Source organism: Streptomyces sp. NPDC006516 (genome assembly GCF_040611875.1).
Taxonomy (GTDB): Bacteria; Actinomycetota; Actinomycetes; order Streptomycetales; family Streptomycetaceae; genus Streptomyces.
The window spans coordinates 155,426-175,865 of the sequence record NZ_JBEXPD010000010.1 but is presented as its reverse complement, the minus strand read 5'-3'; the positions used below and the strand labels follow the sequence as shown (position 1 = coordinate 175,865).

Annotated in this window: 16 protein-coding genes; 5 read left to right on the top strand and 11 right to left on the bottom strand. The window is 70.6% G+C overall.

Features of this window, described 5'->3' with window-relative positions:
• The first annotated feature begins 1 nt into the window (after position 1).
• Positions 2–724 carry an alpha/beta hydrolase gene (locus tag ABZY45_RS25125; protein WP_356743193.1) on the top strand — a complete coding sequence of 241 codons (723 nt, stop codon included), beginning with the start codon at positions 2–4 and terminating at the stop codon, positions 722–724.
• Positions 725–893: 169 nt separating this feature from the next.
• Here ABZY45_RS25125 and uppS read toward each other — a convergent pair whose 3' ends face one another.
• The 9 genes from uppS to ABZY45_RS25080 form a co-directional block, all read right to left on the bottom strand.
• On the bottom strand, positions 894–2,714 hold the full coding sequence (gene uppS / locus ABZY45_RS25120) for a polyprenyl diphosphate synthase (RefSeq protein WP_356743192.1): 1,821 nt from the start codon (positions 2,712–2,714) through the stop codon (positions 894–896).
• A 102-nt stretch (positions 2,715–2,816) separates the two neighbouring features.
• On the bottom strand, positions 2,817–3,641 hold the full coding sequence (locus ABZY45_RS25115) for an ABC transporter permease (RefSeq protein WP_356743191.1): 825 nt from the start codon (positions 3,639–3,641) through the stop codon (positions 2,817–2,819).
• The gene (locus ABZY45_RS25110; protein WP_356743190.1) at positions 3,638–4,243 is read right to left on the bottom strand and encodes an ABC transporter ATP-binding protein; all 606 of its coding nucleotides are present in this window, start codon (positions 4,241–4,243) and stop codon (positions 3,638–3,640) included. The genes ABZY45_RS25115 and ABZY45_RS25110 overlap by 4 nt, the downstream gene beginning before the upstream one ends.
• Before the next feature lie 321 nt (positions 4,244–4,564).
• Complete coding sequence (locus ABZY45_RS25105; RefSeq protein ID WP_356743188.1) at positions 4,565–5,806, bottom strand: amidohydrolase; 1,242 nt, start codon at positions 5,804–5,806, stop codon at positions 4,565–4,567.
• A complete protein-coding gene (locus ABZY45_RS25100) occupies positions 5,803–6,594 on the bottom strand; it encodes an ABC transporter ATP-binding protein (RefSeq protein ID WP_356743187.1) in 792 nt (263 codons plus the stop codon). The genes ABZY45_RS25105 and ABZY45_RS25100 overlap by 4 nt, the downstream gene beginning before the upstream one ends.
• A complete protein-coding gene (locus ABZY45_RS25095; protein WP_356743186.1) occupies positions 6,591–7,220 on the bottom strand; it encodes an ABC transporter ATP-binding protein in 630 nt (209 codons plus the stop codon). The genes ABZY45_RS25100 and ABZY45_RS25095 overlap by 4 nt, the downstream gene beginning before the upstream one ends.
• 26 nt (positions 7,221–7,246) lie before the next feature.
• Positions 7,247–8,428, bottom strand: coding sequence for an ABC transporter permease subunit (locus ABZY45_RS25090; RefSeq protein ID WP_356743185.1), 1,182 nt, complete (start codon positions 8,426–8,428; stop codon positions 7,247–7,249).
• Positions 8,428–9,423, bottom strand: coding sequence for an ABC transporter permease (locus tag ABZY45_RS25085; RefSeq protein ID WP_356743183.1), 996 nt, complete (start codon positions 9,421–9,423; stop codon positions 8,428–8,430). The genes ABZY45_RS25090 and ABZY45_RS25085 overlap by 1 nt, the downstream gene beginning before the upstream one ends.
• Positions 9,423–10,991: an ABC transporter substrate-binding protein gene (locus tag ABZY45_RS25080; protein WP_356743182.1), complete on the bottom strand. Its 1,569-nt coding sequence runs from the start codon at positions 10,989–10,991 to the stop codon at positions 9,423–9,425. The genes ABZY45_RS25085 and ABZY45_RS25080 overlap by 1 nt, the downstream gene beginning before the upstream one ends.
• Before the next feature lie 203 nt (positions 10,992–11,194).
• On the opposite strand from ABZY45_RS25080, the gene ABZY45_RS25075 reads away from it, so the two are divergent.
• The 3 genes from ABZY45_RS25075 (at position 11,195) to ABZY45_RS25065 (ending at position 15,959) form a co-directional block, all read left to right on the top strand.
• Positions 11,195–12,262, top strand: a complete 1,068-nt coding sequence (locus ABZY45_RS25075; protein WP_356743180.1) for an AsnC family transcriptional regulator — start codon at positions 11,195–11,197, stop codon at positions 12,260–12,262.
• 227 nt (positions 12,263–12,489) lie between these two features.
• Positions 12,490–13,941 (top strand): amidase, encoded by a 1,452-nt coding sequence (locus ABZY45_RS25070; RefSeq protein ID WP_356743179.1) that lies wholly within the window; start codon positions 12,490–12,492, stop codon positions 13,939–13,941.
• A gap of 92 nt (positions 13,942–14,033) precedes the next feature.
• A complete protein-coding gene (locus tag ABZY45_RS25065) occupies positions 14,034–15,959 on the top strand; it encodes an acyl-CoA synthetase (protein ID WP_356743177.1) in 1,926 nt (641 codons plus the stop codon).
• Between the two features lie 121 nt (positions 15,960–16,080).
• Here ABZY45_RS25065 and ABZY45_RS25060 read toward each other — a convergent pair whose 3' ends face one another.
• Positions 16,081–16,350 (bottom strand): hypothetical protein, encoded by a 270-nt coding sequence (locus ABZY45_RS25060; protein WP_356743176.1) that lies wholly within the window; start codon positions 16,348–16,350, stop codon positions 16,081–16,083.
• Positions 16,351–16,532: 182 nt separating this feature from the next.
• Between ABZY45_RS25060 and ABZY45_RS25055 the strand changes: the two genes are divergently transcribed.
• The gene (locus ABZY45_RS25055) at positions 16,533–17,093 is read left to right on the top strand and encodes a CchlQ (RefSeq protein ID WP_356743174.1); all 561 of its coding nucleotides are present in this window, start codon (positions 16,533–16,535) and stop codon (positions 17,091–17,093) included.
• A gap of 513 nt (positions 17,094–17,606) precedes the next feature.
• Here ABZY45_RS25055 and ABZY45_RS25050 read toward each other — a convergent pair.
• A complete protein-coding gene (locus tag ABZY45_RS25050; RefSeq protein ID WP_356743172.1) occupies positions 17,607–19,406 on the bottom strand; it encodes a cellulase family glycosylhydrolase in 1,800 nt (599 codons plus the stop codon).
• Between the last annotated feature and the right edge of the window lie 1,034 nt (positions 19,407–20,440).

Here is a 20,440-nt window from a genome sequence, read left to right as displayed (position 1 = left end):
CATGACCACTCAGCAGTCCCCGACGGTAGTCCTCGTCCACGGCGCCTTCGCCGACGCCGGCAGTTGGGCAGGAGTCATCACCGAGTTGCAAGGCCACGGCGTCGCCGTCGTGGCACCGCCGAACCCGCTGCGGGGACTGGCGGCCGACTCCGCCTACATCGCCTCGGTCGTGTCCCGGATCGACGGTCCCGTCGTGCTGGTGGGGCACTCCTACGGCGGTGCGCTGATCACCGTGGCGGGTACGGCGGAGAACGTGGTCGGCCTCGTCTACGTGGCGGCCTACGCACTCGAAGAGGGCGAGAGCCTGGGCGAATTGCAGGGCCGCTTCCCGCTCTCGCCGCTGGTCAGCAACCTCGACGAATCGACATATCCGGTACCGGGTGCGGAGCCCGCGGTCGAGGTCACCATCAAGGCCGGGGCCTTCCCCCAGATCTTCGCCGCGGACGTCGCCGAGTCCGTCACCCGGGTCCTCGCCGTGGCACAGCGTCCTCTGGCGGCCGGCGCCTTCACCGAGACGGCCGCGGCAGCCGCGTGGAAGACCAAGCCGTCCTGGGCTCTGGTGGCCGGTGCGGACCAGGCCATCAACCCGGACGTGGAGCGCTTCGGAGCCGAGCGGGCCGGGGCGACCGTGGTCGAGGCCGACGGCGCCTCGCACGCCGTCGCGGTGTCCCGCCCGAAGGCCGTCGCGGAGCTGATCCTCGACGCCGTACGCGCGACGAGCTGACAGGAAACCACGTCTGCCGCCCGGCTCATGCCCGCCGGAGCGGCCTGCGGAGGACGGCCATGCTCATAGGCTGCTCCACACCGCTTCGGCGGACGTGACGGGGCGTCGGCACTTCGGCGGACCTGAACGGATCCCTGGCGAGGCGTCCGGATCGGGCGTCCTGCGGTCACTACGGCAGCCGAGCCTCGGCGGTGCCACGTGGCCCGCCCTCGATGACAGGGCCGGTGGCCTCGGCGGCGCCGTGGCGGCGCTGCCGCCGGGTGTATTCGGTGATGGCCTGCCACAGGTGGCGTCGATCGACCTCGGGCCAGAGGTCGCCGGTGAAACAGAGCTCGGCGTAGGCGGTGTGCCAGGGCAGAAAATTCGAGATGCGCTGTTCCTTGCCTGTGCGCCACAGCAGATCGACGTCCGGCATGTCCGGGTCCGCAAGGCACCGCGCGAAGTCCCTCTCACCGATCAGGTCGGGATCGAGCTGACCGCTTCGTACCCGGCGGGCGAGGGCGGCGGCGGTACGGGTGATCTCGTCGCGACCGCCGTAGTTGACGCACGTCGTCAACGTCAGGCCGGTGCAGTCACGGGAGTTGCGCTCGCGCATGTTCAGGACGTCGACCAGGTCCTGCGGCAGACCGTCGACGCGGCCGTGCCAGCGCATCCGGATGTCGAGGTCGTCGGGGAACTCACGCGTCTGCCGGCACAGGAGATCGAGGATCGCACCGGTCTCCTCGGTGCCGCGTTTCCTGTTCTCGGTGGAGAAGGCATAGAGGGTCAGGTGCTTCAGCCCGATGTCCACGGCGCCACGGACGACATCGAGCGTGGCGGCGGCTCCGGCGCGGTGGCCTTCGTGCCGGGGCAGGCCGCGCTGCTGCGCCCATCGGCCGTTACCGTCCATGATGACGGCGACGTGCGTGGGCATCTGTTCGGCGGGGACATGCGGGGGCCGTGCACCACTGGGGTGCGGTGGGGGGCTGCGGAAGGCCGGGCGGCGCGCGGTCGGAACGGCTGCGGACGGGGGGCACTGCTCGGCGTCGCGGCGCGGGGGTGGCACGGTCAGCGGGGTAAGGCTCCAGGCAAGGACCGCACGCGCCCGGGCCGGGGCAAGGAGACGGGCCGTGGTGGCGCGCGGGGGCCTGGGCGGAGTGTGCAGGACGGCGGGGCCCGCGTCGTCCACGGCGTCGAGCTGGGTGCGCAGCAGGGCGGCCATGGCGTCGAGGACGGTTGCGGGGCCGGGGTGCATCCCGCGGGCGAGCGAGGGCTGGGCCACCCATTGGCGGGCGAGGTCCGTCAGATGGGTGATCAGGTCGGCGACGGCGGGGCTCCAACGCCGGTGCGCCAGGTCGTCCGAGCTTCCCGGGTACTGGTGGAGGGCTTGGCCGGGCAGGAGAAGATCGCCCTGGGCGAGGTCGGCCGACAGGTCGGTGAGGATGTCGGTGAGCCGAACGCCGTCGAGGAACTCTTCGTAGACCTCCTGCCTGTCCAGGCGGAGCGTCACCGGCACGCCTGCCCGGTCGAAGAGGTCACGGATCTGATCGAACCAGGGGAGCAGGTTGCCCCGGCCCCAACTGCTCCAGGTGCTCCAGTCGGCGAAGCTTCTGCCGTGGGCGTCGCGCTCGACCAGCCTCATGGCGCCGCGCAGGCCTGACAGGTCCAGGCGCCAGCGCGACGCGGTGTCCACCAGGGCGAGACGGATCGGGTCGGTGCTTGTTCCGGTGGTCAGTTCTCGGTCCAGAGCGGTGACCCACTCGTCGACACGTGCGGCCCGCTCGGCTGCGGTGGCGGTGTGGTCGTCGGCCAGGTCGTCGATGGCGTTGGCCGCCGCCCACAGCGCCCAGCACGCCGGGCGCAGCACGGCAGGCACCAGCTGGATCAGCGCGTACTCTGCCGGGTCCTGCCGTCTGGTGCGGGTCCGGCACAGCCGGTACGCCGACCGGAGCACCGGATCGTCACCGATCACTGCCCGTGAGGACCGGGCCGAGCGGCTTGCCGTCCGCATGGCCGCAGGCGACTGCCGGCCTGAAGAGGTGGAGAACATACTGATCACAACGAGAACCGCATGCCGAGGTTTTCCCCCGTGATCAAGGAATACGGCCGCAGATCAGTTGTCCGCCGTCGTCGGACGTCCGGCCGGTGCCGGTCGCGGCGGGAAGGGAGCAGGGGTGGCGGGCAGGGCACTGCGGGTGCGCCGCTGGAAGGCCAGCAGGGCAAGGAGCGCCGCGGCGGTGAACCAGGCCAGCTCGATGAGCAGGTACCGGGGGACCGTGGTGTGGGAGAAGCCCGCCGCGGTGGCCGCCTGCATGGCGCCGTAGGAGGGCAGGTAGCGCGTGATGCTGTTGCCCGCTCCGGAACTCATGACGGGGTTCTGCAGCGCGAGATCGACGATGCTGGTCATCACGATGGCGAACATCCCTTCCACTTCCTTGCGCAGCAGGGCGCCGAAGCCGACTCCGAGGACGCCGTAGGTCATTCCGGCGCAGAAGAACGCCGCCGCGAGCAGGGCCGGCTGGCGGGGCGTCCAGGTCAGGCAGGTGACCGCCGTCGCGTAGGCGGCCACCAGGGCCGAGGTGAGCGCGAGGCCCGCCACCTTCGCAGCGACCAGGTGAGGCCGGGGGTAACCGGCCATGGCCAGGCGCCGGTCGAAACCGCTGCTGCTGAACGTCGCGGCGAACATCAGGAATCCGGTGATCAACGTGACCGCGTTGAGCGCACCGCTGACCGCGGTGATCTCGTTGCCCCGCGGGGCCAGTAGCTCCCCGGTGGCCCGCAGCCGCAGCCTCGCCGGACTGGCCGGCATCGCCGCGTAGGCGAGAAGCGTCCACAGGGGAAGAAAGGCCGCGATGAGCGCCACGGCGAACCGGTTGCGAGCATGCTCGACCAGCGCGTACCGCGTGGCAGTGACGAACAGCATCAGCTGCCCCTTCATGCTGCCTCCACCGTCTGCGACCGGAGCCGGCCACCGTCCAGGCGCCACAACTCGTCGAGACGCTCGGTGTCGTAGGCGAGATGGGAGACGACCAGAACCGACCGCCCCCGTTCCCGCAGCCGGGATGCGAGCTCCCAGAACCGCAGGTAGGTGTCCCAGTCGAAGCCCTGGTACGGCTCGTCGAGCAACAGCACCTGCGGATCGTGCATCAACGCCAGCGTGACGTTGAGCTTCTGCCGCGTACCCCCGCTGAGCACGCCCGCCCGCTCGTCGGCGTACTCGGCGAAACCGAGCACGTCCATGATCTCCCACGCGTGGCGCAGACCGTCGAGACGGAACGCCGCCTGGAAGAAGGCGAGATGCTGGCGCACGGTCAGCGCGTCGTTCACCACCACCTGCTGCGGGCAGTACCCGAACGCACCACGATGACGGACCGTGCCCCGTGTCGGGCGCAACTCTCCGGCGAGCACCTTCAGCAACGTGGACTTGCCTGCGCCGTTCTCCCCCACCACACCGGTCAGCGCTCCGGCGGGCAGACGCAGGTCGATCCCCCGCAACACCAGCCTCTTGCCATAGCGATGCTGCACACCGACGACCTCCATACCGCGAAACCCCCACACCGCTTGCCCGGACGACACCAGGTCTTAACGACTTCGAAGGGCCACGGGCACGGAGCAGTCGAAAGGCAGCCGACTTCGGGGACAGGCCCCTGGTCCTGGTCCTGGTCCTGCCGAAGGGTGACGCGGGGAAGGCGCTGCGGGCCCCGGGGTCGTGGTCGGCGCGCACTTCACGCCGCACCACCCAGGGGCGTGGAGCGCACGATCCCCACGGCCAGGGCCACGAGGGTTGCGGCATGGCGAGTTCCGGCCGACGCGTCGGCCTCGTCGTTCCTGCCGAGGCCGGCCCGGTGGCGGCAGGGCCGCTCACCCCAGTCGGCTCAGCGCCGCCGACACCAGTGTCCGGACACCGGGCAGGAGCACCGAAGAGTCGGGGGCGAACAGAGGGCTGTGGTTTCCCGGTACGTTGCCGATCTTCTCGGCCAGATCCGCTCCGGGGGCCGCGCCCCACACCGCGGGCGGGGTGGACGTCACGTACCAGAAGTCGTAGGGCACGCCCTCGGGCGCGAGGAGGGAGAAGTCCTCGCTGCCCATCGCGGGGCCGAAGTCGAGCACCGTGGGCGGTCCGAACAGTTCGCGGTGCACAGCGGCGAGCTCGCCGTCGAGGACGGGGTCGTTGACGGTGTTCGGGTAGCCGGGCCGGACGGTGACCTCCGGCGGGGTCGGGCAGCCGGCGGTCCGGCACTCGCCCTCCACGATGCGGCGGACGGCTCTGAGGACGCGGTCCCGCACACTCCCGTCCTGGGTGCGCAGGTTCAGGGAGAGCCGGGCCTCGGCGGGGATGATGTTGTGCTTCGTACCGGCATGGAACTGTCCTACCGTCAGGACCACCGAGTGTGCCGCCGCGACCTCGCGGGAGACCACGGTCTGAAGGCGCGTGACGATGTAGGCCGCCGTCACCACCGGGTCGGTCGTCGACTCGGGGCGGGAGCCGTGACCCCCGACGCCGTGCACGACGACGTCGATGTCGTCGGAGGCCGACATGGTGAGGCCCGGCGTGTGCGGGTAGAAGCCGGCGAGGCCGGGCGCGACGTGCTGGCCCAGTACCACGTCGGGGAGGGGGAAGCGGGTGTGCAGCCCGTCGGCGACCATGGCCGCCGCCCCGCCGCCGGACTCCTCGGCGGGCTGCCCCACGAGGACGAGCGTGCCCGACCATGTGCCGCGGGCCGCGGCCAGCGCGTCGGCGGCTCCGGCGAGCCACGTGACGTGCAGATCGTGACCGCAGGCATGCATCACGCCGTCGACGGTGGAGGCGTACTCGAGACCGGTGGCCTCCTGGACCGGCAGTGCGTCCATGTCGCCGCGCAGCCACACGGTCGGACCGTCGCCGTTGGCGAGAACACCGACCACCCCGGTACCGCCGACGCCCTCCGTCACGTCGTAGCCGGCCGCCCGCAGCCGCGCGGCGAGCTTCGAGGCGGTGCGGTGCTCCTGGAAGGCGAGCTCCGGGTGGCGGTGGAGGTCCTGGTAGAAGTCCGCCAGGGCGGCGGGCTTCAAGCCGGCGGTGATCTCCTGCGTGAGGCGGGCGACGGCGGTCGGTTCGCTCATGCTGCTTCCTCCTTCTCTTCGAATGTCGGTACGCTCGCCAGGAGACGGCGCGTATAGGGGTGCTGTGGGGCGTGGTAGACGTCCCGCACCGGGCCCTGCTCAACCAGTTCGCCCTGACACAGGACAGCGACCTCGTCGCTGACATGGCGGACGACGGCCAGGTCATGGGAAATGAAGATCATCGTCAGGGACAGGGACCGCCGTAGCTCCTCGAGAAGGTTCAGCACCTCCGCCTGTACGGAAGCATCCAGCGCCGAGGTGATCTCGTCGGCGATCAGCACTTCGGGTTCCACGGCGAGAGCACGGGCCACTGCGATGCGCTGGCGCTGGCCGCCGGAGAACTCGTGTGGGTATCTGTCGGCCGCGGAGCCGTCCAGCGCGACGGTCTCCAGCCACCGTTCGACCGTCGCCGCGTGCTTCCCGGAGTCGGCCCGCACGGGGTCGACAGCCTCGGCGATGGCCTCCCCGACCGTCATGCGCGGGTTGAGGGAGGCGTACGGGTCCTGGGAGACGAGCTGCACCCGACGCCGCACCGCAGCGAGCTCCTTGCGCCCGAGGCCGGTGAGATCCTCCCCGTCGAGGAGGATGCGGCCCGTCCTGGCGGGGTGGGTACCGACGATCGCCCTGGCGATGGTCGACTTCCCTGAGCCGGACTCGCCGACCAGGCCGAGGGTCTGCCCTGTCCGGACCCCGGTGGACACGCCGCGCAGCACGGTTCGCGCGCGTCGGCCGTGGCCGAAGGCGACGGTCAGGTCCTCGACGGCCAGCTTGTTCGGGGACGAGGTCATCCGGCCTGTACCTCCTGTCGTACGGCATGGCAGGCCACGTCGTCGACCAGACGCGGCCGTTCGGTCGCGCAGACCGCGTCGAGCGCCACCGGGCACCTGTCGGCGAAGGCACAGCCCCGTGGCCGGTCGGCGGGCGCGGGCGGGCGGCCCGGGATCGTGGCGAGCGGTGCGCGCTCCCCGCTGCCCGTGTCGCGCAGTCGCGGGCTCGCGGCCAGCAGCGCCCGCGTGTACGGGTGCCGGGCGCGGCCCGCCCGCAGGCCGGCCGCGGACAGTTCCTCGACGACACGTCCCGCGTACATCACCACGACCCGGTGGCACACCGTGCCGACGACGCCGATGTCGTGGGAGATGAGGAGCACGCTGGTGCCACGCCGGTGGTTGATGTCCTTCAGGACGTCGAGGACTTCGGCCTGGACGGTCACGTCGAGGGCGGTGGTCGGTTCGTCGGCGACGATCAGCCGCGGACCCGGCAGCAGCGCGGCGGCGATCATCGCGCGCTGCCGCATGCCGCCGGACAGTTCGTGCGGATACTGCTTCATGACCCGGGCGGGTTCCTTGATGCGTACCTGCTCCAGGGCCTCGACAGCCCGCCGGTCCGCATCGGCCCCGCGCACACCTTGGTGCACGCGGAGTGTTTCGGTGAGCTGACCGCTCATCCGCAGCGCGGGGTTGAAGGAGGACGACGGTCCTGGAAGACGATGCCGATCTCGGTCGCCAGACGCCTGGGATCGGCTTCGGGGCCGGCCAGGTCGAGGTCGTCCAGGGTCAGTTCGGCCGCGTGGGCGGACAGCCCCTCCGGCAGGAGCCGGGCCACGCTCATGGCCGTCAGCGACTTGCCGGAGCCGGACTCCCCCACCAGGCCGACGACTTCACCGGGCATGACGTGGAAGGAGACGTCGTCGACGAGACGGGTGCCGTCCGGCAGGACCACGGCCAGGCCGTCCACCGTCACCAGGGCGTCGGCGGGAGCCCGGTGCGAGGGCGTGGCCACGGCGGTGGGACGTACCGCTGCGGCCTTCGCCCTCCCACCGCGGGGATCGAGCGCTGCGGCAAGGCCGTCGCCGACGAAGCCCGCGAGGACGCCGGTGACGGTGATGGCCACCGCCGGGCCGATCGCCTCGGCGGGGTTGGTGTAGAGCGACTGCAGGCCGGAGTTGAGCAGCGCGCCCCAGTCGTAATCAGGTGCCTGCACGCCGACTCCCAGGAAGGAGAGGCCGGACAGGGCGACGAGCACGTTCGCGAAGGCCACCGACAGCAGTACCAGCAGCGGCCCTGAGATGTTCGGCAGGAGGTGCCGGACGAGCACGCGGTACGGCGGTACGCCCATCAGGCGCGCCTGCGTCACGAAGTCGCGCTGCGCCACGGAGGCAGCCATGTTCGCCGTGAGGCGGGCGAAGGCGGGGGCGCCGCCCAGGCCGATCGCGAGGACGGAGGCAGTGGGCCCGGTCCCGAGGACCGTGGCGATCACCAGCGCGAGGATGAGCGCCGGGTAGGAGATCATCACGTCGATCAGGCGCAGTCCCAGCTCGCGGACACGCCGTCCCGACACCCAGACGCCCGTGCCGAGCAGAATGCCGGCGACCGCGGCGATCGCAGTCGCGGCGAGGGTCATGACCAGGGTGAGGCGGGTGGCGACCAGGGTCCGGGCCAGCACGTCGCGGCCGAGAGCATCGGTGCCGAGCCAGTGTCCGGCGCTCACGTGCGCGCGGGCGGCGCCGCTCAGCACGGTCGCCTCCTCCTCCAGGAGAAGGGGCGCCGCGATGCCGAGGACGACGATCAGTCCGAGGCCGGCGAGGGACACGACCAGGGGTGCGTTCCACCGGATGCGGCGCATCAGCGGCCTCCCTTTCCGGCCAGGGTGCGCGGGTCGAGCAGCGCGAGGACGAGGTCGACGAGCAGGTTGAGCAGGGCGGCGAGCAACCCCAGGATCAGGACGCAGCCCTGGATGACGGGGTAGTCGCGGACGAGGAGCGCCTCCACGACGCGTTGCCCGATGCCGGGCCAGGCGAAGACGGACTCGACGACGACCGTGCCGCCGAGCAGCCCGGCGAGGATCAGCCCGCCGAGGGTGAGCGTGGCGGTCAGCAGGTTGGGCAGGGCGTGGCGGGCGTACAGACGCAGGGGCGGCAGGCGGCGGCCCCGCGCGGTCCGCATGTAGTCCTGGGCAAGGACGTGGGTGGCCTCGCTGCGCACGATGCGGGCCATGACGCAGGTGGCCGGCAGCACCAGGGCGGCGATGGGCAGCACCGTCGACACGAGGGTCTCGGCGCCTGCCGCCGGGAACCAGCCCAGCTTGATGGCGAAGCCGAGGACGAGGAGGGTGCCGATGATGTATTCGGGTGTGGCGCCGACCGTCCCGGTCACGAAGGTGAACGAAGCGTCGGTGCGGCGGCTGCCGCGTGCTGCGGCGGCCAGTCCGACCGGCACGGCGAGCACCAGCACCATGAGGACGGAGAGGAGCGCGATCTCGGCGGTGAACGGCAGGCGGCCGCCGATGATCTCGGCCACGGGCTCCTGCGTCTGGAAGGAGGTGCCCATGTCGCCGCGGAGCAGACCGCTCGTGTACGTGCCGAACCGTACGAGCAGCGGCTGGTCCAGGCCGAGGTCGTGGCGGGCGAGCTCCACGTCGGCGGGGGTCGCTTCGGCGCCGGCGACCACGCGCGCCGGGTCGCCCGGGATGAGCTGCACCATCAGGAACGTGCCGGCGACGAGCGTGACCGCGACGGCGGTGAGCCCGACGAGACGCCGGACGAGAAAGGTGCTCCAGGGGCCGAGCCGCGCCGAGCGCCCGGCCCCCGCGGCCGTCCCCACGGCCGGTGCCGCCGCCATCAGCCGGTGACCCGGAGCGTGGAGACCGAAAGGGACCCGCCCGGCATGGCGAAGGAGACGCCCTTGCGGGCGACGTAGTGCACGTCGACCGTGGCCAGCGGGATCACGTCGTTGGCCTTGAGCAGCGCCTCCTGGGCCTTCTGCCAGGCGGCGCACTTGGCGTTGCGGTCCGTGGTGGAGGTGGCGGCGGCATAGTTCTCGGCGTAAGCCGCGTTCTTCACCGCGCCGTAGTTGAGACCGCCCTTGGCCGGCTCGGGGCCCAGGAAATAGGTGCCACCGCGCGCCAGGGTGCCGCTGATCAGCGGGAAGACGGTGACGTCCCAGTCGCCCTGGTTGGCGGTGACGTCGGTTGCCCAGGCGGCGTTGTCGGCGTTGGTGAGCTTCACCTCGGAGCCGGCGGCGCGCAGGGCCTCGGCGACGTAGGAGTTGCCTGCGCCGCCGGCCACCGCGTTGGAGCCCTCCAGCTTGATGCTGACGCCCCTCAGGACCTGCTTCGCCGCAGCCGTGTCCGTCCTGGTCAGCAGGGAGCCGTCGGTGGAGACGCACGCCGCCTTCTCGTCCACGTACGAGGTGAGGGACTGTCCGGTGCCGCCGAAGACGTTGTTGAACGCCTTGACGCTGACCGCCTGCGCGATCGCCTTGCGGACCTTCGGGTCGGCGCCCGGGCGCCCGGGGCGCTGGTTGAAGGCGATGTAGTTGCGGATGAACGGTGCGGATCTGACCGTGAAAGTATCGTTGCCCGTGAACCGCGTGGCGTCCGTGCCGGTGAGGGGGACCAGGTCGAGGGCGCCGGTCTGCAGCTGGTTGGCGAGGGTCGACTCGTTCTTCGAGATCTGGACGCGCAGGCGGTCGGCCGGCTCCCCCGCGGGCATCGAGGCGAACTGCGGATACGCCTTGAATCCCTTGCGCAGCCGCAGTTCGTACGAAGCGCCACGCCGTGCCGTCACCATTTCGTACGGGCCGGTGGCCGCGCCCTTCACGGCGCCCCGGGCGAGCGCGGCGGTGCCCGCGTCGAGGCCGGCCTTGCAGACGATCCCGGCGGCGGTGCCGGACAGGCCGGCGAGGACCTCGCCCCACGGGGTGGCGGTGGTGATGGTGACGGTGCCGGCCGCGTCGTCGCCGGTGATCGTGGTCTTCTCCCCTGTGTTCGCTGCGCCGAAGGTGAGCAGGGCGCCGGCCGAGTTCATCCGGTAGCGCTTCAGCGAGGCGACGACCTGCGAGGGAGTGAGCGCCGACCCGTCGGAGCAGGTCAGGCCCTTCTTCAGAGTCAGCGAGGTCTTCGTCGGCGTGGACGTCCAGGTGTCGGCGAGACCGGCGACGAACGTACCGCCGTCGTCCAGGCCGATCAGCGGCTGGTACAGCAACGACGTGAGGGCGTAGTCCGTCGAGCCCGCGCCCTTCGCCGGGTCGAACGAGGTGACGTCGGAGGTGAATCCGACCTTGACTGTGGCCCCGCCCTTGTCGCCGCTCGATGAAGGATCGCCGGTCGGGCCGGTGGTGCAGGCGGAGGCCAGGAGGGAGGTGGCGGCGACCGTGATGGCGCCGGAGAGGAACCGCGAACGGGGCATGGAGGACTCTCCAGGACTGAGAACTGTGAAGGGGCCGAGGGCTGGGCGGGGCGAAGGACTGGCACGGGACGGGGACTCGGACGGGCCGTGGGCCGCCGATGTCCGGGAGCGCGGGCAGTGCTGCGGTCTGTTGCGGCATACAGAACAGGCCACTTCCCTCCCGACCCCGCAATTGCAAGAATCCGCATCGGAAAGGTGATCGCATGCATGAATCCGCAGGGCCCGTGGGCGTAAGGGCCGCCACCACCCCGTCCCGGGGAACACTCGATGAACTCGATCTCGCCCTCGTCAACGCCCTGCAGATGGCGCCCCGTGCCCCCTGGGCGCAGCTGGCCCGTCCGCTCGGCGTGGACGCGGCAACGCTCTCCCGCCGCTGGTCCCGGCTGCGGGAGTCCGGTGAGGCATGGGTCACCTGCTACGCGTCTCCCTCCCAAGTCACCTACGGCGCCCTGGCCCTGATCGAGGTGTCGTGCGTGCCGCAGGCCCGGGAAGCCCTGGCCGACCAGCTCGCCCGGCACCCGCAGGCGATGAGCGTGGAACTGGTGGCGGGATCCTGCGACCTGCTCCTGACGGTGGCCACGGCGTCCATGTCGTCGATGAGCGGGTACGTACTCGCACTCGGCCGTATCGAGGCGGTGACCGCCACGCGCACCCACCTGGTGCAGCACGTGCACCGGGACGGCAGCGAGTGGCGCATGGACTCCCTCTCCCGCGACCAGAGGCGCGACCTCGCCGAGACCGAGGACAGCGGCGCCCACACTGCCGTCGCGGCCACGCTCACGCCCGAGGACCGTGTCCTGCTGCGCGCCCTCGCCGAGGACGGCCGCCGCTCCGTCACCTCGATCGCCGCCGAACTGGGCCGTCCGGAGTCAACGGTGCGACGGTCGCTGCACTCTCTGCTCCAGGGCGGCAGAGCGGTACTGCGCTGCGACGCCGCCCACCTGTACGCGGGCTGGCGCAGCTCGGCCACTCTCTGGATGTCCGTGCCGCCCGCCCAGCTCATGGCTGCGGGCGACGAATTGAGCCGCCTGCGGAACACTCGTATGGCGGCGTCGGTGTCCGCCGAGGCGAACCTGCTGAGCGTGGTGTGGCTGCACGCCTTGGACGACCTCGGTCGCTACGAGGTCCAAGCCGCCGCGCGGATCACCTCCGTCCGCGTACGCAATCGGGCCGTGAACCTGCGCTGGATCAAGCGCATGGGCCGCCTGCTCGGTGACGACGGCCGCAGCACCGGCTGCGTCCCGGTCGACCCGTGGCACCCGATCGCCTGAACCACGCCCGTCCGAGCCGCCCCTCCCTCCGGGCCCCGTCCGACTCGCTCCTTCCCGAGCCCGCAGCTGCGCTTTCCGGCACGCCGCCCCCGGTCCTGGCGGATTCATGCAATCCGCAGGCCGGATGGGGCCGGTCCCTGAGGCTGACACCACCGCCGGACGACAGCCGACCGACCGGCACACCGACCGACCGGCCTCAGCCTCCGCACGGGAAGGACGCCACGCCCATGCCCAGCCGCACCCCCGCCTGCGACGACCTCGTCCACCTCAGCGCCACCGACGCCCTCCAGCTCTTCGCCCGCCGTGCGCTGTCGCCCGTCGAACTCATGCGGGCCGTCGTCGACCGAGCGGAGAAGGTCGAACCACGCATCAACGCCTTCACCGAGCGGCTCTTCGACGAGGCCCTGGAACAGGCCCGGCACGCCGAGGCCCGCTACCTCGGCAAGGACGGCCTGGACCCCCGTCCGCTGGAGGGCATCCCGGTCGCGGCCAAGGAGAAGCACGCCATCCAGGGCCGCACCCTTACCGAAGGCTCCCTCGCCCACAAGGGCCGCATAGCCACGGAGAACGCCCCCGTGATCGACCGCATACTCGGCGCGGGCGGCATCATCCACGCCCGCACCGCGACCCCGGAGTTCTCCCTCAGCACCTACACGCACTCCCGTATGTGGGGCATCACCCGCAACCCGTGGAACCCCGACTTCACCCCCGGTGGCTCCTCCGGCGGCGCGGGCGCCTCCCTCGCCGCCGGTACGACCCTGCTCGCCTCGGCCTCCGACATCGGGGGCTCCACCCGCATCCCGGCCGCCTTCACCGGAACCGTCGGCTTCAAGGCCCCTTACGGACGCAACCCCGGCCTCGGCGTGCTCACCGCAGACCACTACCGCGGCGACGGTCCCATGGCCCGCACCGTGGACGACGTCATCGCCTTCCAGAACGTCCTGGCCGGCCCCGACCCCCGCGACCACACCTCGATCCGCCCCAAGTCGACCCTGCCCACCGCGTACGAGGACGTGACCGGCGCACGTGTCGCCCTGTGCGTCCGACTCGGTGCGTACGACGTCCATCCGGAGATCGAGGCGCACACCCGCGCCGCCGCCCAGGCTCTCGCCGACGCCGGCGCACACGTGGAGGAGATCACCCTCCCCTGGACGCGCCTCGACCTGCTGACCGCGGTCGCCGGCCATTTCTCGTCCCTCTTCGGCGCCCTCGTCGTCGAGGCCGCCGAAAGCCACCGCGACCTGCTCAGCCCGTACACGGTCGCCTTCGCCGACACCATGAACCGCGCCCGCACCCAGGTGAGTTACCTCGACTCCCTGCGCGCCGAACACCGGTTGCAACGAGCGCTCGCCACCGCCATGGACGGATTCGACGCACTGATCTGCCCCACCACCGCCGTTCCCGGCTGGCACGCGGGCGACGACCTCGCGGGCGACAAGGTCGTGGTGCGCGGCGAGGAAGTGGCCGACACCCTGTGGAGCGCCATGACCACGCCTTTCAACATCAACAACCGCTGCCCCGTGCTCAACGTTCCCTCCGGCATGTCGAGTTGGGGAGTCCCCACCGGCCTCCAGATCGTCGGCCACCCCTACGACGACCCCGCTGTCTTCCGCATCGGCAAGACGCTGGAGACCCTCTGCCCCTGGTCGTACGCCCAGATCGAGGACAGCCTGCCGTAGACCGGCGAGCAGTGCCGACGCGCCCGCCCACGCAGGAACGCGTGGTCGGCGCCCACCCACCACCAACCAGCCCACGTCGAAAGGCAGCTCCTGTGAACGCCCCTGAACCCGATCTGCTCTGGCCGGCCTACGACCACCCGGGCGCCCTGGCGACGATCGAGTCCGTCGCGCTCGAGGACCGCGGCCTGCCCGGTTCCACGTACGGCCTACTGGCACGCGCCGCCGCCTTGTGGCCGGACCGGCCGGCTCTCACCGTGCTGCCCAGCGCGGAGCAGTGGACGCGCGGCGAGACGGTGTCCTTCGAGCAACTGCGCGATCAAGTACACCGCATCGCCAACCTCTTCCACCGGCACGGCGTCAGCCGTACCACCGCCGTGGGCCTGCTGACCCCCAACGCCGGCCTGCTGCCCGCCACCCTCCTGGCCGCCCAGCTCGCGGGCTGTGCGGCGCCGGTCAACCCGGCGCTCGCCGCGGAGCACGCCGAACGGCTGCTGGGTCTGGGCGGCGCGACGGTCCTGGTCGCGGCCGGACCCGAACTCGACGCCGACGCATGGCGGACGGCCCGCACCGCTGCGGCGTCACTCCGCTGCTCGGCGCTGTTCGCGCTGCGGCCGGTCGGCGCACCCGAGCTCGCGCCCGAACTGGAAGGGATCGAGGGGGTCCACGTCGCCTATCTGCACGTCGAGGCCGCCGCCCAGCCGGCAGAACTCCATCCTGGTGTGGTGCCTCCGAAGGCCGGCGACCTGGCCTCGTACTTCCACACCGGCGGCACCACCGGCGCCCCCAAGCTGGCCGCGCACACCCACGCCAACGAGGTGACCGACGCCTGGATGATCGCGGCCAACAGCACGTTGGACCCCGATTCCGTACTCTTCGCCGGACTGCCGTTGTTCCATGTCAACGCCTTGGTCGTCACCCTGCTGGCACCGCTGTTCCGCGGTCAGCACAGCGTGTGGACCGGCCCTCTCGGCTACCGCGAACCGGCGCTCTTCGCAGTCTTCTGGAAGATCGTCGCGCATTTCCGGATCGCCACCCTGTCGGCGGTCCCGACCGTCTACGCCGCCCTCGCCCGGATTCCGCTCGACGCGGACATCACCTCGCTGCGCTTCGCGATCGTCGGCGCTTCCCCCCTGCCGCCGGCGGTACGCGCGGCGTTCGAGCACCACACCGGCGTCCCACTCTGCCAGGGGTACGGCCTCACCGAAGCCACCTGCGGCAGCGCTCGGAGCTTCTTGCACGAGCACCAGCGCCCGGAGGCCGCGGGCCAGCGCATGCCCTACCAGCGGGTGAAGACGGTACGGATCGACAACGACGGCACCTGGCACGATCTCCCGCAGGGGGAACCCGGCATTCTCGCCATCAGCGGCCCCACCGTCTTCCCCGGCTACGTCGTCGGGCACGACGAGACCGGACCGCGCATGGACACGCTCGGCAGTGTGCGCGACGGCTGGCTCAACACGGGCGACCTCGCGCGCGTGGATTCCGACGGATTCATCCACCTGCTCGGCCGCGCGAAGGACCTGATCATCCGCGGCGGCCACAACATAGACCCCGCCGTCGTCGAGGACGCCCTCCTCGCCCACCCGGCCGTCACCGGCGCAAGCGCCGTCGGACGCCCCGACCCTCACTCCGGCGAGGTCCCCATCGCCTACGTCACCCTCAGGCCCGGCACGACCGGCACCGGACCCGACGAGTTGATCGCCTTCGCCGCGCAGCACGTACCCGAGCGAGCCGCGGCCCCCAAGGACGTCATCATCCTGCCGGCGCTGCCGGTGACCGACATCGGCAAACCCTCCAAGGTCCCTCTGCGCCTCGACTCCACGCGGCGCGCGATCTCCACGGCCCTGGCCGGCATCGGCATCGCTGTCGCCGACGAACAGATCCGATGCGAACTGGCGGACGGCCGCCCCATGGTTTCCCTTCCTCCCGTCGCCGACCCCGGCCGACGCCGCCGGATCATCGACCGACTCGCCCCGTACGACGTGAACTGGGCGTTCGCCGACCACGGCAGTTCGTGAGGCAGCCCTGCCGTCACCACAGCGTCTTTTTCATTCCCGCCACTGTGCTGGGCGATGATCCGCACAGACGACTGGCGACCGTCGCTGGGATTCTCTGTCGGTGCTGTGATTGCGTCGGGGATCACGCTGGCCGCAGGCACGACCCGGGGTTTCCTGATTCTGGCGGCATGCGAGGCGGCCTTACTCCGGTGGCCGGCGCGCGGTCCATGCGGATGCGCGCCAACGTGGGGCGATACATGCCGACCGCGGCCGGCAGGTCCGGCCCACCGGTCCGCTCCACATCCAGCGCGGCAAGCACCGCGAAGCTGCGCAGATCAGCCGCACTGTCCCGTTTCGCGAGCGTCTTTACGTCGTCCACTTCGGGAACAGGTCGAGCACTGGCCTTGTCCACCGGAACAGGTTCTGGCTCAATTTCCGTGGAGGGCTGACTGAGTGTGAGGTCAGTGGCGAAGCCGGCCCGGCCGGACATCTGAGCCGAGGCGTACTCGGTCGGCCGCGGCCGTCGGGCATGATCTGCTGGACGGGACGGCGCGGGGGCGCGCCCTTCCGGAGCACCGACCGGGGGGACACGTTGTGGAGTGGGGAACGCTGGTCGCCACACTGGGCGGCGGTCTGATCGCGATAGCGGGCACGGTTCTGGCCGACCGTCTACGCACCCGTCAGGAACACCGTCGCAACCTTCAGGCGCGCCGCCGGGACGTGTACACGGAGTTCATCGCGGCGGCGGGCGCGGCCCATACCGAACTGCGCCGCCTCGCGCAGAGCGGCGCCGAGGCGACCGACCTGGAGGAAGCAAGCCGCCTGGCGCTGACGGAGGCCCGCATCTACGAGGTGCGCGAGCACCTCTTCCTCGACGCCAGCGCCAGGATCGCGGGAACGGGCCAGACCATGTTCGAACGCCTCCGCGCCCTCCGAAAGACGGTCGCCGCGGGCGCCGGCATCTCGACCCCCGCATTCCACAACATCTACCACCCCTACCTGGACGCCGTCTGGGCCTACCGTGAGGCCGTCCGCAACGAGCTGGAGGGCCACGCCCTCACCCCGACCGACTTCGGCTGGTCCGCATGGGACGGCCGCGAGCGCTGCCCACACTGCGCGCAGCGCGGGACGGACACGGCGCCCGATCAGCGCTGACCCCGCGCCAGCCACGATCGGCGGGAACAGCAGCTTCTCCAGCCGGAGCACCATCGCTTCGGACGGTAGGAGCGGCCTCAACCGTCACCCACGGTGTACGCCTCACCGAATAGGTGCCAGAACCGCAAAAGGGCAGGCATGTGCGAGTCCTCGGACTCAGGAGTGGAAAGACCAGGCCGGCGAATGGATTCAGCCGGCCTGTCAGCGGTCCACGGCGCAGGTCAACCGGCCCTGTCAGGGCAGTGGGACCAGATCGCTGAGGCGTCCAGCCATGTGACACGGCCGCGCTAGGCGTGGACCGCCGACGCGCCGGAGGCCCGTGGCCTACCCAGCGCGCGGTGCTGCACGTCCCGGCCGGTGCTGCAATTTCGGCGCCCTGCAGGGCGCCGGCCCGGCGGTTGTGGCCGGGCCGGCGGGTGCTCCCTGTCCGATAACGCCGGGCCTGGGTTTCCGGCGGGTGCGGTGGGGCAACTGGGGGCGCAACTGATGTCGGGTGCGGGGCAGCGGCTGTGGTCAGGCTGTGGTGCAGGTCCTGCCGCTGAGGGTGAAGGTGGTCGGGGCGGTGTTCGTGGCGCCCCTGTTGGCGATGAAACCGAGAGTGACGGAACCGCCGGCGGTGACGGTGTCGGTGTAGGAGGCGGGGATCACGCTCACGGAGCCGCCTGTCTGGGTGGGGGTACCGCCCCACATGTTGTTGATGGTCTGGCCGTCGGTGAAGGTGAAGCCGAGCTTCCAGTTGCTGACAGCGGCGGCGCCGGTGTTGCGGATGGTGATCTCGCTCTGGAAGCCGCTTCCCCAGTCCCCCACCAAGCGGTAGCCGACGGAGCAGGTGCCCGCCGGGGTGCCGGTGGTGGTAACGGTAACGGTGGCCGAGCGAGTGGAGCGGTTGCCGGCCGCGTCCTTGGCGTAAACGGCGTAGGTGTAGGCCGTGTTGCCGGACAGCCCTGGGACCACGGCGCGGTTGGACGCCGAGCCGGCCACCCCCGTCTCGGTGCCGCCGGTGACACGGACGACGTCGTAGCCGGTGACACCCACGTCATCGGTGGAGGCCGCCCAGCTCAGTGTCGCGGAGGTGGCCGTCACCTCGGAGGCGGTGGGAGCCCCCGGAGCGGTGGGCGCAGCGGTGTCACCGCCGGGATCACCGGGGGTCTGACTGAGCAGGTGCGCCTTGAACCCCTCACCGTAGGTGCTGGTCGGTGTGCCGTTCCAGTCCTCGATGAGCACACTGCCACCGCTGCAACCCCAAGGGTTCCAGGTCCAGGCCGTGTACCCGACCTTGTTGGCGTCCGCCCAGGCCATCACCTGGTCGATGTAGTCATGGGCGCAGGTGTTCTGACCGATCTCGCCGGCCTGGACCGGCACCTGGGCGGCGACCGCTCCGATGTTGCTGTCCCAGCACGAGGTGGTCACGCAGCCGTTGAAGTTGTAGGAGTGCCATGAGGCCATCAGATTGCCGGTGGGGTCGGCCGGCTTGAACTCCAGCCACCGACTGAGGTTGTTCGTCCACTCCAGACCGCCCGACATGATCACGTTGGTGGCACCGGTGGCACGCACCGCGTTGACGAGGCTCTGCATGCCGGCGACCGGGTAGGTGATCCCGGCGCAGGTGCCGCCGTCACGCAGACAGGTCCATGCGGCTGTGGCGTCGGACCAGTTGTTGGCCGCGTCCGGGTACGGCTCGTTGAACAGGTCGAAGATGACCGCTCCGTTCCCCTTGAACATCGTGGCCACCTCGGACCAGAACGTGGGGGTGTAGCGCGCATCCGGCATCGGCTTCTGACAGGTGGCCGCGACGTCCGGGCAGCCTCCGCCGGGGCCGGTGTACTCGCCCCAGGTCCAGTGCAGGTCGAGGATCACGTTGATGCCGTTGGCCACCAGGAGGTCCGCGTAGGTCTTGACCGCCTGCTGGTACGCCGCCGCGCTGGGCGCTGTCGGAGGTAAGTTCCCGGTGCCCAGCCAGCACTCCTCGTTCAGCGGGATCCGGACAGTGTTGATCTTCCATGCCTTCATCGCGTCGACGGCCGCCTGGTCCGTCGGCCCGTCGAATATCTCCTTGCCCTGGACACAGCCGAACTCCCCGCCGGAACGGTTGACGCCCAGTGGGCGGAACGTGGAATTGGACCCGGTGACCAGGCGGTTGCCCGAGACGTGGAGTGCCGGCGCCGGGGCGACCGCCGATGCTCTGCCGTCCACGGCTGACTGACCGGCCGCCGTCGAGGCGACTGCCGAGGCCGGGCCGCCGAACCCGGCCACCGAACCCGCCATAAGCACTCCGACAACGCCGAAAACCCGAAGGGCTCTTCGCATGCTCATCCCATTCTCCCTCAACGCACGTATATGACCGATCACTCCATATGGGACCGCCCGCCGAGAGACCGGGCCTCAGAGCAGGTTCCATAGGGGGCAATGCGCCTCTACCTGGCTGGATGACCTTCGATACTGCGCATAACGCTGTTCCGACGAGCGTGGGAGCGCTCCCACAGGAAGTGAGCGTAGACGCGCCGGGCAATCGGACGGAAGCTCTCTGCGGGACTTGTTTCTGACGTCGAACCCTGAAGCCTTCGGACGCGGGCAGAGGAGGGGGGTCGACGAGAGCGGGATGGGGGCGATTCGTTCGCGCGACGAAAGTCCGAATGGCTCAGCTCCCGCATGGTGAACCGATCCGGATCTGATGGAGGCTCGATTCCCTGAGAGGATCGAGTCATGGCCCGTCCGTCCCCCTACCCTGCCGAGCTTCGCGAGCGCGCGGTAGGCATGGTCGCGGAGATCCGTCCGAACTGCCCAACTCGAGTGGGCTGCCCTGAAAGCGGTCGCTGCGAGGCGGCAGAGTGTTGCCTGGACGTTCCGCCCACCGCCCGTCGCAGCGCACTGTCGATCAGACTCATGACGCCAAATCCGCCCCATGGAGTGGCCATCAGAGCGCCTGAGCAGGGACACAACGGGCCTGACACTCCACCAGAACGGGCGTCACGAGCGTCATTTCAGCGTCAAGACATCGCCCGTAACGCCCACACGGCACATACCGCGCACCTACAAAATCCCAGGTCAGGCGTCCTTCTTCACCGGCTCCAAAATCGCCACGCACTCCACATGGTGCGTCATCGGAAAGGTGTCATAAGCAGACCTCCTCAACTTAACCGCAGGTCAGAAGGCATTTGACGGCTCCGCCGAAGGGCCCTTGAACGATCGGAGCGCCAAACGAGGCGGCACCGGTGTGCAGTCGAGCCATGACCCCATGATCTTTCAACGCTCGTGTGATCCTCATGAGCATCGAACGGAACAAGGAGATCGCCCCCCGGCTGGTGGAGGGCTTCTCCGCAGACGGCGCCATCAACGCGACCTTCGCC

Coding starts and splice junctions, on each gene's coding strand:
- ABZY45_RS25125 (WP_356743193.1), top strand. CDS start 2: ATGACCACTCAGCAGTCCCCGACGGTAGTCCTCGTCCACGGCGCCTTC.
- uppS (WP_356743192.1), bottom strand. CDS start 2,714: ATGCGGACGGCAAGCCGCTCGGCCCGGTCCTCACGGGCAGTGATCGGT.
- ABZY45_RS25115 (WP_356743191.1), bottom strand. CDS start 3,641: ATGAAGGGGCAGCTGATGCTGTTCGTCACTGCCACGCGGTACGCGCTG.
- ABZY45_RS25110 (WP_356743190.1), bottom strand. CDS start 4,243: ATGGAGGTCGTCGGTGTGCAGCATCGCTATGGCAAGAGGCTGGTGTTG.
- ABZY45_RS25105 (WP_356743188.1), bottom strand. CDS start 5,806: ATGAGCGAACCGACCGCCGTCGCCCGCCTCACGCAGGAGATCACCGCC.
- ABZY45_RS25100 (WP_356743187.1), bottom strand. CDS start 6,594: ATGACCTCGTCCCCGAACAAGCTGGCCGTCGAGGACCTGACCGTCGCC.
- ABZY45_RS25090 (WP_356743185.1), bottom strand. CDS start 8,428: ATGCGCCGCATCCGGTGGAACGCACCCCTGGTCGTGTCCCTCGCCGGC.
- ABZY45_RS25085 (WP_356743183.1), bottom strand. CDS start 9,423: ATGGCGGCGGCACCGGCCGTGGGGACGGCCGCGGGGGCCGGGCGCTCG.
- ABZY45_RS25080 (WP_356743182.1), bottom strand. CDS start 10,991: ATGCCCCGTTCGCGGTTCCTCTCCGGCGCCATCACGGTCGCCGCCACC.
- ABZY45_RS25075 (WP_356743180.1), top strand. CDS start 11,195: ATGCATGAATCCGCAGGGCCCGTGGGCGTAAGGGCCGCCACCACCCCG.
- ABZY45_RS25070 (WP_356743179.1), top strand. CDS start 12,490: ATGCCCAGCCGCACCCCCGCCTGCGACGACCTCGTCCACCTCAGCGCC.
- ABZY45_RS25050 (WP_356743172.1), bottom strand. CDS start 19,406: ATGAGCATGCGAAGAGCCCTTCGGGTTTTCGGCGTTGTCGGAGTGCTT.